The sequence below is a fragment of the Salibaculum griseiflavum genome (genome assembly GCF_003129565.1).
Lineage (GTDB): Bacteria > Pseudomonadota > Alphaproteobacteria > Rhodobacterales > Rhodobacteraceae > Salibaculum > Salibaculum griseiflavum.
This window is the reverse complement of sequence record NZ_QETF01000011.1, coordinates 45,144-56,982: the sequence shown is the minus strand read 5'-3', so window position 1 is coordinate 56,982 and position 11,839 is coordinate 45,144. Positions and strand designations below refer to the sequence as shown.

The 11,839-nt window shown below is 62.3% G+C and carries 12 protein-coding genes; all 12 read left to right on the top strand.

The window, feature by feature from the left end; translation table 11 throughout:
- The first annotated feature begins 16 nt into the window (after positions 1–16).
- From nuoG to DFK10_RS10735, 12 genes are read left to right on the top strand one after another with little or no spacing between them, the layout of a single operon-like run.
- Positions 17–2,002: an NADH-quinone oxidoreductase subunit NuoG gene (gene nuoG / locus DFK10_RS10790; protein WP_109389040.1), complete on the top strand. Its 1,986-nt coding sequence runs from the start codon at positions 17–19 to the stop codon at positions 2,000–2,002.
- 4 nt (positions 2,003–2,006) lie between these two features.
- On the top strand, positions 2,007–2,381 hold the full coding sequence (locus DFK10_RS10785) for a hypothetical protein (RefSeq protein WP_109389039.1): 375 nt from the start codon (positions 2,007–2,009) through the stop codon (positions 2,379–2,381).
- Positions 2,382–2,391: 10 nt separating this feature from the next.
- Positions 2,392–3,432, top strand: a complete 1,041-nt coding sequence (nuoH, locus tag DFK10_RS10780) for an NADH-quinone oxidoreductase subunit NuoH (protein ID WP_109389038.1) — start codon at positions 2,392–2,394, stop codon at positions 3,430–3,432.
- A 1-nt stretch (position 3,433) separates the two neighbouring features.
- Entirely contained in the window at positions 3,434–3,928 is a 495-nt protein-coding gene (gene nuoI, locus DFK10_RS10775; protein ID WP_109389037.1) for an NADH-quinone oxidoreductase subunit NuoI, read from the top strand.
- Positions 3,925–4,323 (top strand): carboxymuconolactone decarboxylase family protein, encoded by a 399-nt coding sequence (locus tag DFK10_RS10770; protein WP_109389036.1) that lies wholly within the window; start codon positions 3,925–3,927, stop codon positions 4,321–4,323. Before nuoI ends, DFK10_RS10770 begins: the two co-directional genes overlap by 4 nt.
- Positions 4,320–4,928 (top strand): NADH-quinone oxidoreductase subunit J, encoded by a 609-nt coding sequence (locus tag DFK10_RS10765; protein WP_109389035.1) that lies wholly within the window; start codon positions 4,320–4,322, stop codon positions 4,926–4,928. The genes DFK10_RS10770 and DFK10_RS10765 overlap by 4 nt, the downstream gene beginning before the upstream one ends.
- Positions 4,929–4,930: 2 nt before the next feature.
- A complete protein-coding gene (nuoK, locus tag DFK10_RS10760; protein WP_084863455.1) occupies positions 4,931–5,236 on the top strand; it encodes an NADH-quinone oxidoreductase subunit NuoK in 306 nt (101 codons plus the stop codon).
- 6 nt (positions 5,237–5,242) lie between these two features.
- Complete coding sequence (gene nuoL / locus DFK10_RS10755) at positions 5,243–7,315, top strand: NADH-quinone oxidoreductase subunit L (protein ID WP_109389034.1); 2,073 nt, start codon at positions 5,243–5,245, stop codon at positions 7,313–7,315.
- A complete protein-coding gene (locus tag DFK10_RS10750) occupies positions 7,315–8,856 on the top strand; it encodes an NADH-quinone oxidoreductase subunit M (RefSeq protein ID WP_109389033.1) in 1,542 nt (513 codons plus the stop codon). Before nuoL ends, DFK10_RS10750 begins: the two co-directional genes overlap by 1 nt.
- A 12-nt stretch (positions 8,857–8,868) precedes the next feature.
- On the top strand, positions 8,869–10,308 hold the full coding sequence (gene nuoN / locus DFK10_RS10745) for an NADH-quinone oxidoreductase subunit NuoN (RefSeq protein ID WP_109389032.1): 1,440 nt from the start codon (positions 8,869–8,871) through the stop codon (positions 10,306–10,308).
- Complete coding sequence (locus tag DFK10_RS10740) at positions 10,298–11,050, top strand: biotin--[acetyl-CoA-carboxylase] ligase (protein WP_109389031.1); 753 nt, start codon at positions 10,298–10,300, stop codon at positions 11,048–11,050. Before nuoN ends, DFK10_RS10740 begins: the two co-directional genes overlap by 11 nt.
- 14 nt (positions 11,051–11,064) lie before the next feature.
- Positions 11,065–11,838 (top strand): type III pantothenate kinase, encoded by a 774-nt coding sequence (locus tag DFK10_RS10735; RefSeq protein ID WP_109389030.1) that lies wholly within the window; start codon positions 11,065–11,067, stop codon positions 11,836–11,838.
- The last annotated feature ends 1 nt before the right edge of the window (position 11,839 follow it).

Here is an 11,839-nt window from a genome sequence, read left to right as displayed (position 1 = left end):
CTACAGGGAAATGCCCATGTCCGATCTGCGCAAGGTCATTATCGACGGTCAGGAAATCGAGGTGCCCGGAGCGATGACGCTCATCCAGGCCTGCGAAGAGGCCGGCATCGAAATCCCGCGCTTCTGCTACCACGAACGCCTGTCCATTGCCGGCAATTGCCGCATGTGCCTGGTCGAGGTTGTCGGTGGCCCGCCCAAACCGGCCGCGTCCTGTGCGATGCAGGTAAAGGATCTGCGCCCGGGGCCGGAAGGTCAGCCGCCGGTCGTGAAAACCAATTCGCCCATGGTCAAGAAGGCCCGCGAGGGGGTGATGGAATTCCTGCTGATCAACCATCCGCTGGATTGCCCGATCTGTGACCAGGGCGGCGAATGCGACCTGCAGGACCAGGCCATGGCCTATGGTGTGGATTTCAGCCGCTTCCGCGAACCCAAGCGCGCGGTGGACGATCTGGATCTCGGCCCGCTGGTCGAAACCCACATGACGCGCTGCATTTCCTGCACCCGCTGCGTGCGCTTCACAACCGAGGTCGCCGGCATTCACCAGATGGGCCAGACCGGCCGTGGCGAAGATGCCGAGATCACCGCCTATCTGGGCGAGACACTGGATTCGAACCTGCAGGGCAACATCATCGACCTGTGCCCGGTGGGCGCATTGGTGTCGAAGCCTTACGCCTTCACCGCCCGTCCGTGGGAGCTGACCAAGACCGAATCCATCGACGTGATGGATGCGCTGGGCAGCAATATCCGCGTCGACACCAAGGGGCGCGAAGTGATGCGCTTCCTGCCGCGCAACCATGATGGCGTGAACGAGGAATGGATTTCCGACAAGACGCGTTTCGTCTGGGATGGCCTGCGCCGCCAACGGCTGGACCGTCCTTACGTGCGTGAAAACGGCAAGCTGCGCGCCGCGACCTGGCCCGAGGCCTTGGCTGTGGCCGCCGACAAGATCAAGGGCGCATCGAAACTGGCCGGTCTGGTCGGTGATCTGACCCCGGTCGAGGCCGCCTACGGCCTCAAGCAACTGATCGAAGGGCAGGGCGGTGTCGTGGAATCCCGTACCGATGGGGCGAAACTGCCCGCCGGGAACCGGTCTGCCTATGTCGGCAATGTCGCCATCGAGGAGATCGACACCGCGAAATCGATCCTGCTGGTCGGCACCAACCCGCGCGAGGAAGCACCGGTTCTCAATGCCCGCATCCGCAAGGCGTGGCTGTCGGGGGCGCAGGTCTCGCTGATCGGCGCCGGCGTCGATCTGACATATGAGTATGACCATCTTGGCACGGATCGGGCGGCGCTGGATGCGGCCAGGGTCGACGACGATACGATTGTCATCGTCGGTCAGGGCGCCCTGAACGAAGCCGATGGCGAGGCCGTGCTGGCCGCCGCGATGGGCCTATCGGGCCGGATGCTGGTGCTCCACACCGCTGCCGGCCGCGTGGGCGCGATGGACGTTGGCGCCGTGGCCCCGAACGGCATGGCCGATATCGACGGTGCCGACGTGGTCTATAACCTTGGTGCGGATGAGATCGAGATCGCCGATGGCGCTTTCGTGATTTACCAGGGCAGCCATGGCGACCGTGGCGCGCACCGCGCCGACGTGATCCTGCCCGGCGCCGCCTATACCGAGGAACAAGGCCTGTTCGTGAACACGGAAGGGCGCCCGCAACTGGCGCTGCGCGCCGGGTTCGCGCCGGGCGAGGCCAAGGAAAACTGGGCGATCCTGCGGGCGCTGTCCGCGGAACTGGACGCGACCCAGCCCTGGGACACCCTGGCCCAGCTGCGGCAGGCGCTGGTCGCCGAGGTGCCGCATCTGGAAGCGATCGACGAAGTGCCGGAAAACGATTGGAAGCCCCTCAAGCGTGGCACGCTGGGCAAGGCCGATTTCCGCAACGTGATCAAGGACTTCTACCTGACCAACCCGATCGCGCGGGCCAGCGAATTGATGGCCCAGCTTTCGGCGGATGCCAAGGCGCGGGCCACTGCGCGGATGGCGGCGGAATAAGGTCATGAAGCGGGCGGGGCTCATAGCAGCGATGGCGCTGGCGGGGTGCGAAAGCACGGCCCAGCCGGGCGCCATGCGCTACGCGGGGGTCGACACCCGCTTGCTGGACGGTGACCTGGTGAATTTCGACGTCCGCGTGGAAAATCCGGAAAGCCGCGAGCAGGTCGCGCGCTATGCGGAATGCGCCGCTGCACAATACGCTTTGATCCGCGGATACGGCTTTGCCCGCCATGTCCGCACGCAGATCGAACAGGACGGCAGGCTCTGGACGGGGGACGCGGTCTACACGATTTCCCCGGCCTTGCCGGATGGGCTAAGAACGATTGACGCCGAGGTTGTCGTCGCCGAATGCGCGCGAAACGGCATCCCAACGGTCTGAGGGGACATCAATGGTCGAGTTCTTCACAACCACAAATCTCGGGATCGTGCTTCTGGTGATCGGCCAGTGCCTTCTGGTGCTGGTGCCGCTGCTGGTTGCGCTGGCTTTCCTGATGTATGCCGACCGCAAGATCTGGGCCGCGGTGATGATGCGCAAAGGCCCCAACGTGGTCGGTGCCTTCGGTCTGCTGCAAAGCTTTGCCGACTTCATCAAGTATATCCTGAAGGAAGTGGTGGTGCCCGCGGGGGCCGACAAGTTCGTTTTCCTCATGGCGCCGATGATCACCTTCGTTCTGGCGGTGATCGCCTGGGCGGTGATCCCGTTCAACGAGGGCTGGGTGCTGGCCGACATCAACGTCGCGATCCTCTATGTGTTCGCCGTGTCCTCGCTCGAGGTCTACGGCGTCATCATGGGCGGCTGGGCGTCGAACTCGAAATATCCGTTCCTCGGGTCGCTGCGGTCCGCTGCGCAGATGATTTCCTACGAGGTCTCGATCGGCCTGATCATCGTCGGTGTCATCATCTCGACGGGGTCGCTGAACTTCGGCGAGATCGTCGCGGCGCAGGATGGCGATTACGGGATCTTCAACTGGTACTGGCTGCCACATTTCCCGATGGTCTTCCTGTTCTTCATCTCGGCCCTGGCCGAAACCAACCGCCCGCCCTTCGACCTGCCAGAGGCAGAATCGGAACTGGTGGCGGGCTACCAGGTCGAGTATTCCTCGACCCCGTTCCTGCTGTTCATGATCGGTGAATTGCTGTCGGTGGTCCTGATGTGTGCGCTGGTGTCGCTGCTGTTCTTCGGCGGCTGGCTGTCGCCCATTCCGGGCCTGCCCGACGGGATCATGTGGCTCGTGCTGAAAATGGTGTTCTTCTTCTTCATCTTCGCGATGGTGAAGGCGATCACCCCGCGCTACCGCTACGACCAGCTGATGCGTCTGGGCTGGAAGGTGTTCCTGCCGTTCAGCCTGGCCTGGGTCGTGCTGGTGGCGTTCCTGGCCAAGTTCGAAATTCTCGGTGCCTTCTGGGCCCGTTACGCGATGGGGGGCTGACATGACCCAGATCGACTATACCCGTGCGGCGAAATACTTCCTGCTGGTGGACTTCCTCAAGGGGTTCAAGCTGGGTCTGCGCTATTTCTTCTCGCCCAAGAAGACGATCAACTATCCCCATGAAAAGGGGCCGCTGAGCCCCCGTTTCCGGGGGGAACATGCCCTGCGCCGCTATCCCAACGGCGAGGAGCGCTGCATCGCCTGCAAGCTGTGCGAGGCGATCTGCCCGGCCCAGGCCATCACCATCGACGCCGAGCCGCGCGAGGATGGCAGCCGCCGGACCACCCGCTACGACATCGACATGACGAAATGCATCTATTGCGGTTTCTGCGAAGAGGCCTGCCCGGTGGATGCCATCGTCGAGGGGCCGAATTTCGAGTTCTCGACCGAGACCCGCGAAGAGCTTTACTACGACAAGGAAAAGCTGCTGGCGAACGGCGAGCGCTGGGAAGCCGAGATCGCCCGCAACCTTGAACTGGATGCGCCCTACCGATGAGCAGCGATAACCCTTTCGAGGCCATGATGAAGGCCGGGCAGGATTGGGCGAAGGCGCTCAATCCCGCTCTCGAGTCGTTCACGCCCAAAGGGTTCGAGGCCCTGTTTCCCACAATGCCGCGCGACCTGATGGAAGCGACCATGGGCAAGGGGTTCAATCCCGATGGGCTGGATTCCAAAACGCGGCTTTTGCTGACGCTTCAGGGTCTGACCATCATGGGCGCCCAGGCCGAGGCACAGATCAGACTGACCGTGCGCCACGCGCTTGAAGCCGGGGCCACGCAACAGGAAGTCGCCGAGACTATCGCCCTTGCGGGCATGTTCGGCGGCGTTCCGGCAATGACCAAGGCGATGGAGATCGCCAGTGACGTCATGGAAAAGGACGGTGACACATGACACCCATGGTTCTGGCATTCTATGCCTTCGCGACCACGACGCTCGTGGGCGGGCTGATGACCGTCATCAGCCGCAACCCCGTGCATTCGGTCCTCTGGCTGATCCTGGCCTTCCTGTCTTCGGCGGGCCTGTTCGTGCTGCTGGGGGCGGAATTCATCGCGATGCTGCTGATGATCGTCTATGTCGGCGCGGTGGCCGTGCTGTTCTTGTTCGTCGTGATGATGCTGGATATCGACTTTTCCGAGCTCAAGGCCGAAATGGCAAAATACATGCCACTGGCGCTGGTGATCGGGGTGATCCTCTTGATGCAGCTGGCCATCGCATTCGGCGCATGGGGCTTTGACGAGGGCGCGCAGGGCCGCCTGGCCGCGCCGGTCGAGGGCGGCATCCAGAACACCGCCGGGCTGGGCCTGCTGATCTACGACAAGTATTTCATCCTGTTCCAGCTGGCCGGGCTGATCCTGCTGGTCGCCATGATCGGGGCCATCGTCCTGACCCTGCGCCACCGCACCCACATCAAACGCCAGGATATCCTGGCCCAGATGTATCGCGATCCGGCCAAGGCGATGGAACTGAAAGACGTGAAACCGGGGCAGGGGCTGTAATCATGATCGGACTTGAACACTATCTTTCGGTCGCCGCGGCCCTGTTCGTCATCGGGATTTTCGGGCTGTTCCTGAACCGCAAGAACGTCATCATCCTGCTGATGAGCATCGAGCTGATGCTGCTGGCGGTGAACATCAATTTCGTGGCTTTCTCCAGCTTCCTGCAAGACATGGTGGGACAGGTCTTTACCCTGTTCGTTCTGACCGTCGCCGCCGCCGAGGCCGCGATCGGGCTGGCCATCCTGGTCTGCTTCTTCCGCAACCGTGGCACCATCGACGTCGAAGACGTCAACGTGATGAAAGGCTAAGGCGACATGGAAACCATCCTCCTCTTCGCGCCGCTTGTCGGGGCCATCATCGCGGGCTTCGGCTGGAAGATGATCGGCGAACATGCCGCCCAATGGGTCGCCACCGGGCTTTTGTTCCTGTCGGCTTTGCTGTCCTGGATCGTCTTCCTGACCTTCGACGGCACCACCGAGCATGTCGAGATCCTGCGCTGGATCCAGTCGGGCACGCTGGACACATCCTGGGGCATCCGCATGGACCGGCTGACGGCGATCATGCTGATCGTCATCACCACGGTGTCCGCGTTGGTCCACCTGTATTCCTTCGGCTACATGGCCCATGACGAGAATTTCAAGGAAGGCGAGCATTACAAGGCCCGCTTCTTTGCTTACCTGTCGTTCTTTACCTTCGCCATGCTGATGCTGGTGACCGCCGACAACCTCGTCCAGATGTTCTTCGGCTGGGAGGGCGTGGGCGTTGCGTCGTATCTGCTGATCGGCTTCTACTACAAGAAACCCACCGCCAATGCTGCCGCCATCAAGGCCTTCGTGGTCAACCGCGTCGGGGATTTCGGCTTTGCCCTGGGCATTTTCGCGATCTTCTTCCTCGTCGACTCGATCAAGCTCGACGATGTTTTCGCCGCCGCGCCCGAGCTGGCCCAGACCCAGATCACCTTCCTTTGGGCGGAATGGAACGCGGCCAACCTGATCGGCATCCTGCTGTTTATCGGCGCCATGGGCAAATCGGCCCAGCTGATCCTGCACACCTGGCTGCCCGACGCGATGGAAGGCCCGACCCCGGTGTCGGCCCTGATCCACGCCGCAACCATGGTGACCGCCGGTGTCTTCCTCGTCTGCCGCATGTCGCCGATCTACGAATTCGCTCCCGATGCGCAAAGCTTCATCGTTTTCCTTGGCGCCACCACCGCGTTCTTCGCGGCCACCGTGGGGCTGGTTCAGAACGACATCAAGCGTGTCATCGCCTATTCCACCTGTTCGCAGCTGGGCTACATGTTCGTGGCAGCGGGCGTCGGCGTCTACTCGGTCGCCATGTTCCACCTGCTGACCCATGCGTTCTTCAAGGCGATGCTGTTCCTGGGGGCCGGTTCGGTCATCCACGGCATGCATCATGAACAGGACATGCGGAACTATGGCGGGCTGCGCCACAAGCTGCCCAAGACTTTCTGGGCGATGATGATCGGCACGCTGGCCATTACCGGTGTGGGAATCCCGCTGACCGGCTGGATCGGTTTTGCCGGCTTCGCCTCCAAGGATGCGGTGATCGAAAGCGCTTATGTCGGCAGCGCGGGCGGCTATGCCTTCTGGCTGCTTGTCGTCGCCGCGCTCTTCACCAGCTTCTACAGTTGGCGCCTGATGTTCATGACCTTCTGGGGCAAGCCGCGTGGCGACAAGCACACGCATGAGCACGCCCATGAAAGCCCCAATGTGATGCTGATCCCGCTGGGCGTTCTGGCGATCGGCGCGATCTTTGCCGGGGCGGTCTGGTATTCCAGCTTCTTCGGCAAGACCAACGAGGTGGTGAAGTTCTTCGGTGGCAAATACGGCGAGCCGACGGCCGAACTGGTCGAAGCCGTGGCCGAGCGCAGCCCCAAGGCATCGGAACTGCATTACGTCATGGAAAGCGCACCGGGCGAGGCGGGCATCTACATCGCGCCGGAAAACACCGTCCTGCACGAGGCGCATTACGTCCCCACTTGGGTCAAGCTGTCGCCCTTCATCGCGATGCTGATCGGGCTGGCCACCGCCTACCAGATGTATATCCGCCGTCCGGACCTGCCGGCCAAACTGGCCGAGAACCAGCGCCCGCTGTACCTGTTCCTGCTCAACAAGTGGTATTTCGACGAGCTGTATGACCTGGTCTTCGTGCGGCCTGCCAAATCCATCGGTCGGTTCCTGTGGAAGCGCGGTGACGGCAACGTCATCGACGGAGGCATCAACGGGCTGGCGCTCGGGATCGTGCCGTTCTTCACCCGGCTCGCGGGCCGCTGGCAGTCGGGCTACGTCTTTACCTACGCATTCGCCATGGTGATCGGGATCGCCCTGATCCTCACCTATGTCACGATCACCGGGGGGGTCGAGTAATGGGCAACCTTCTAACCATCACCACCTTCATCCCGACCATCGCGGCGCTGATCCTTGCGATCTTCCTGCGGGGCGAGGACGAGGCGGCGCAACGCAACGCCAAATGGGTGGCCATGGCCGCGACAATCATGACCTTCGTCGTGTCGCTGTTCATCCTGTTCGGCTTCAACCCCGCCGATACCGGTTTCCAGTTCGTCGAGGAACGCGACTGGTTGTTGGGCCTGCAATACAAGATGGGCGTGGACGGGATCAGCGTGCTGTTCGTGATGCTGACGACCTTCCTGATGCCGATCACCATCGCGGCCTGCTGGAACGTCACCCACCGGGTCAAGGAATACATGATCGCCTTCCTGCTTCTGGAAACGCTCATGCTGGGCGTTTTCATGGCGCTGGACCTCGTGCTGTTCTACCTGTTCTTCGAGGCCGGCCTGATCCCGATGTTCCTGATCATCGGCATCTGGGGCGGCAAGGACCGCATCTATGCGGCCTTCAAGTTCTTCCTTTATACCTTCCTCGGCTCGGTCCTGATGCTGGTCGCCATGGTGACCATGTTCTACCAGTCGGGCACCACGGATATCGAAACCCTGCTGACTTTCCAGTTCGGCTCGGAGACGATGACCGTGATGGGCATTCACGTCATCGGCGGCTTGCAGACGCTGCTCTGGCTGGCCTTCTTCGCAAGCTTCGCAGTCAAGATGCCGATGTGGCCGGTCCATACCTGGCTGCCCGACGCCCACGTTCAGGCACCGACCGCGGGGTCGGTCGTTCTGGCCGCGATCCTGCTGAAAATGGGCGGCTATGGCTTCCTGCGCTTCTCGCTACCGATGTTCCCCGTCGGGACCGAGGTTCTGGGCGATCTGGTGCTGTGGCTCTCGGCCATTGCCATCGTCTACACCTCGCTTGTCGCGCTGGTGCAGGAGGATATGAAAAAGCTGATCGCCTATTCGTCGGTGGCCCATATGGGCTATGTCACCATGGGCATCTTCGCTGTGAACCAGCAGGGCATTGACGGCGCCATCTTCCAGATGCTGTCGCACGGCTTCATCTCGGGCGCTTTGTTCCTCTGTGTCGGCGTGATCTATGACCGGATGCACACCCGCGACATCGACGCCTATGGCGGGCTGGTGAACCGGATGCCGGCTTATGCGCTGATCTTCATGCTGTTCACCATGGCCAATGTGGGCTTGCCCGGAACCAGCGGTTTCATCGGCGAGTTCCTGACCCTGATGGGCGTCTTCAAGGCCAATACCTGGGTTGCCGCCGTGGCCACCACGGGCGTGATCCTGTCGGCGGCCTATGCGCTGTGGCTCTATCGCCGCGTGGTCATGGGCGACTTGATCAAGGAAAGCCTGAAATCGATCACCGACATGACCCCCCGCGAGCGCTGGATCTTTGCGCCGCTCGTGGTCATGACCATTCTTCTGGGTGTCTATCCCAGCCTTGTCACCGACATTATCGGCCCCTCGGTCGAGGCGCTGGTGGGCCAGGTCACGACCGCGCAAGCGGCGTTCGAGCCCGCCACCCTGATGGCCCAGCACTAAGGATTTCGCGCGATGATCTCTGCCGATCTTAATACCATCCTTCCCGAAATCATCCTTGCGGTCTATTCCATGGCCGCGCTGCTGCTGGCCGTCTACACGACCAAGGACAAGATGGCCGGTCTTCTGACCTGGGTCACCGCGGCGCTGTTCCTGGCGCTGGCGCTGTGGATCGGCTTCGCCGGGCAGGGCACGACCACAGCCTTCGGCGGAATGATCGTGGATGACGCCTATGCGCGTTTTGCCAAGGTGGTGATCCTGGCCTCGGCGGCGGCCGTCCTCATCATGAGCGAAAGCTACATGGCCCGGCGCGACCTGTTGCGCTTCGAATATCCGCTGCTGATCGCGCTCGCGGTCGTCGGCATGATGGTCATGGTGGCCGCCGGTGACCTGATGGCGCTTTACATGGGGCTGGAGCTGCAATCGCTCGCGCTCTATGTCGTCGCCTCGCTGCGCCGCGACAGTGCGAAATCGACCGAGGCAGGGCTGAAATACTTCGTCCTTGGGGCGCTGTCCTCGGGCCTGCTGCTCTACGGTGCGTCGCTGACCTATGGCTATGCCGGCACGACCCTGTTCTCGGGCATCATCGAGGCGACCTCGGACGGCGTGTCGCTGGGCTTGCTCTTCGGTCTTGTGTTCCTGATGGCCGGCTTCGCCTTCAAGGTTTCGGCCGCGCCGTTCCACATGTGGACGCCGGATGTCTACGAAGGTGCGCCGACGCCCGTCACGGCCTTCTTCGCCACCGCCCCCAAGATGGCCGCCATGGGCCTCTTTGCTCGCGTCGTGCACGATGCCTTCGGCGGGTCCGTGGGTGACTGGCAACAGATCGTTGCCTTCCTGTCGGTCGCGTCGATGTTCATCGGCGGGATCGCCGCAATCGGCCAGACCGACATCAAGCGCCTGATGGCTTATTCCTCGATCGCACATATGGGCTTTGCCCTCATGGGCCTGGCCGCCGGCACAGCCTTCGGTGTGCAAGCGATGCTGATCTATATGGCGATCTATATCGCGATGAACGTGGGCACCTTCGCTTTCATCATCTCGATGGAAAAGGACGGCCGCCCGGTGACGGATATCGCCTCGCTCAACATGTATTCCAAGGCCGAACCGGGTAAGGCGCTGGCCATGCTGGTGTTGCTGTTCAGCCTGGCGGGCGTGCCGCCGATGCTGGGCTTCTTCGGCAAGTTCTACGTGCTGCGCGCCGCGGTCGAAGGTGGGCTGATCTGGCTGGCCATCGCCGGTGTTGTGGCCTCGGTCATCGGGGCCTTCTACTATCTGCGCATCGTCTACTACATGTATTTCGGCAAGGATCAGGACGAGGCGCTGGACCGCAACGGCTCGCCCGTGCTGTGGACCTTCCTCATGGGTTCGGCCGTTGTCATGCTGGTGGGTGTTGTGAACCTGTTCGGCGTGGAACCCATCGCCGAAGCCGCCGCGCTGGCCCTTGCCAACTGATTGGCCTGTCGGGGTAGGGCGGATCGTTCTGCTCCGCACAGACAGCACCTTGTCAGAGGCCGCGCGCATTTTTCCGACGCTGCCCGGTCCCACATGGATTTTGGCCCACGAACAGACAGCGGCCCGCGGACGGCGTGGCCGTGCCTGGAAAATGCCACGGGGCAATTTCGCCGCCACTTACGTGATGCCGCTGTCCTCTGACACCGAGCGTGCGGCGTTGCGCAGTTTCGTGATGGCGCTGGCGCTGTTTGATGCGGTTGCGTCCATCACCGGACGGCCCGCGGGGCTCAGCCTCAAATGGCCCAACGACGTGCTGCTCAACGGCGGCAAGCTGGCAGGGATCCTGTTGGAGAGCCATGCCGAGCGAGGACGCATCGCCGGTTTGTCGATCGGCGTTGGGGTCAACCTCGCCGCCGCACCCGACGGCCATGAGGTTGAAGCAGGGGCGCTGCGCCCCGTGTCGCTGGCCGGCGAAGCCGGGGCTGATGTGACCCCCGAAGACTTCCTGGACCTGCTTGCCGCCGCCTATGCCGTCCGCGAGGCCAGCTTTGTCACCTATGGCTTTGCCCCGATTCGCGAGGCATGGCTGCAGGATGCCGCCAAGCTGGGTGAGGTCATAACGGCACGGCTTGCCAAGGAAGAGATCACCGGCACCTTTGAAACCGTTGATGAAAACGGCTATCTGGTGCTGACAACGCCAAAGGGTCGGCGGCGGATCGCGGCTGCGGACGTGTTCTTTTGAAAGGCGAAACGCGTATGCTTCTCTGTATCGACTGCGGCAACACGAACACGGTCTTTGCCCTCTGGGATGGCGAGAGATTCCTCTGCACCCTGCGCACAAGCACCCATCACGCGCGCACGGCCGATGCCTATTTCACCTGGTTTTCGACCCTGCTGAACCACTACAGGATCGATCCTGACATTACGGATGTCATCATCAGCTCGACCGTGCCGCGCGTGGTCTTCAACCTGCGCGTCTTCGCCGACAGGTTCTTCGGCTGCCGCCCCATCGTGGTCGGCAAACCCGAATGCGCCTTGCCAATCCCGCCGCGCGTGGACGAGGGCACGTCGATCGGGCCGGACCGGCTCGTGAATACCGCGGGGGCATTTGACCGGCATGGCGGTGACCTGATCGTTGTGGATTTCGGGACAGCCACGACCTTTGACGTGGTGGCGAGCGACGGGGCCTATGTGGGCGGCGTGATCGCCCCGGGCGTCAACCTGAGCCTAGAGGCGCTACACAGCGCCGCCGCCGCGCTGCCCCATGTGGACGTGACCAAACCGCCGCATGTGATCGGCACCAACACCGTGGATTGCATGCAATCGGGTGTCTTCTGGGGCTATGTCGGCCTCGTGAACGGCATCTGCAACCGGATCAGGGGCGAATATGGCCGCCCGATGAAAGTCATAGGAACGGGCGGTCTCGCCCCGTTGTTCAGCACGGGCGAGGCGCTATTTGATACGGTCGAAGACGACCTGACCATGCATGGCCTGACGGTCATCCATCGCTATAACAAGGAAACTACCTGAA

Excerpts from the sequence above, each read along its gene's own strand:
- nuoL (WP_109389034.1), top strand. The coding sequence starts at position 5,243 with ATGGAAACCATCCTCCTCTTCGCGCCGCTTGTCGGGGCCATCATCGCG.
- DFK10_RS10735 (WP_109389030.1), top strand. The coding sequence starts at position 11,065 with ATGCTTCTCTGTATCGACTGCGGCAACACGAACACGGTCTTTGCCCTC.
- nuoG (WP_109389040.1), top strand. The coding sequence starts at position 17 with ATGTCCGATCTGCGCAAGGTCATTATCGACGGTCAGGAAATCGAGGTG.
- nuoN (WP_109389032.1), top strand. The coding sequence starts at position 8,869 with ATGATCTCTGCCGATCTTAATACCATCCTTCCCGAAATCATCCTTGCG.
- DFK10_RS10785 (WP_109389039.1), top strand. The coding sequence starts at position 2,007 with ATGAAGCGGGCGGGGCTCATAGCAGCGATGGCGCTGGCGGGGTGCGAA.
- DFK10_RS10765 (WP_109389035.1), top strand. The coding sequence starts at position 4,320 with ATGACACCCATGGTTCTGGCATTCTATGCCTTCGCGACCACGACGCTC.
- DFK10_RS10770 (WP_109389036.1), top strand. The coding sequence starts at position 3,925 with ATGAGCAGCGATAACCCTTTCGAGGCCATGATGAAGGCCGGGCAGGAT.
- DFK10_RS10750 (WP_109389033.1), top strand. The coding sequence starts at position 7,315 with ATGGGCAACCTTCTAACCATCACCACCTTCATCCCGACCATCGCGGCG.
- nuoI (WP_109389037.1), top strand. The coding sequence starts at position 3,434 with ATGACCCAGATCGACTATACCCGTGCGGCGAAATACTTCCTGCTGGTG.
- nuoH (WP_109389038.1), top strand. The coding sequence starts at position 2,392 with ATGGTCGAGTTCTTCACAACCACAAATCTCGGGATCGTGCTTCTGGTG.
- nuoK (WP_084863455.1), top strand. The coding sequence starts at position 4,931 with ATGATCGGACTTGAACACTATCTTTCGGTCGCCGCGGCCCTGTTCGTC.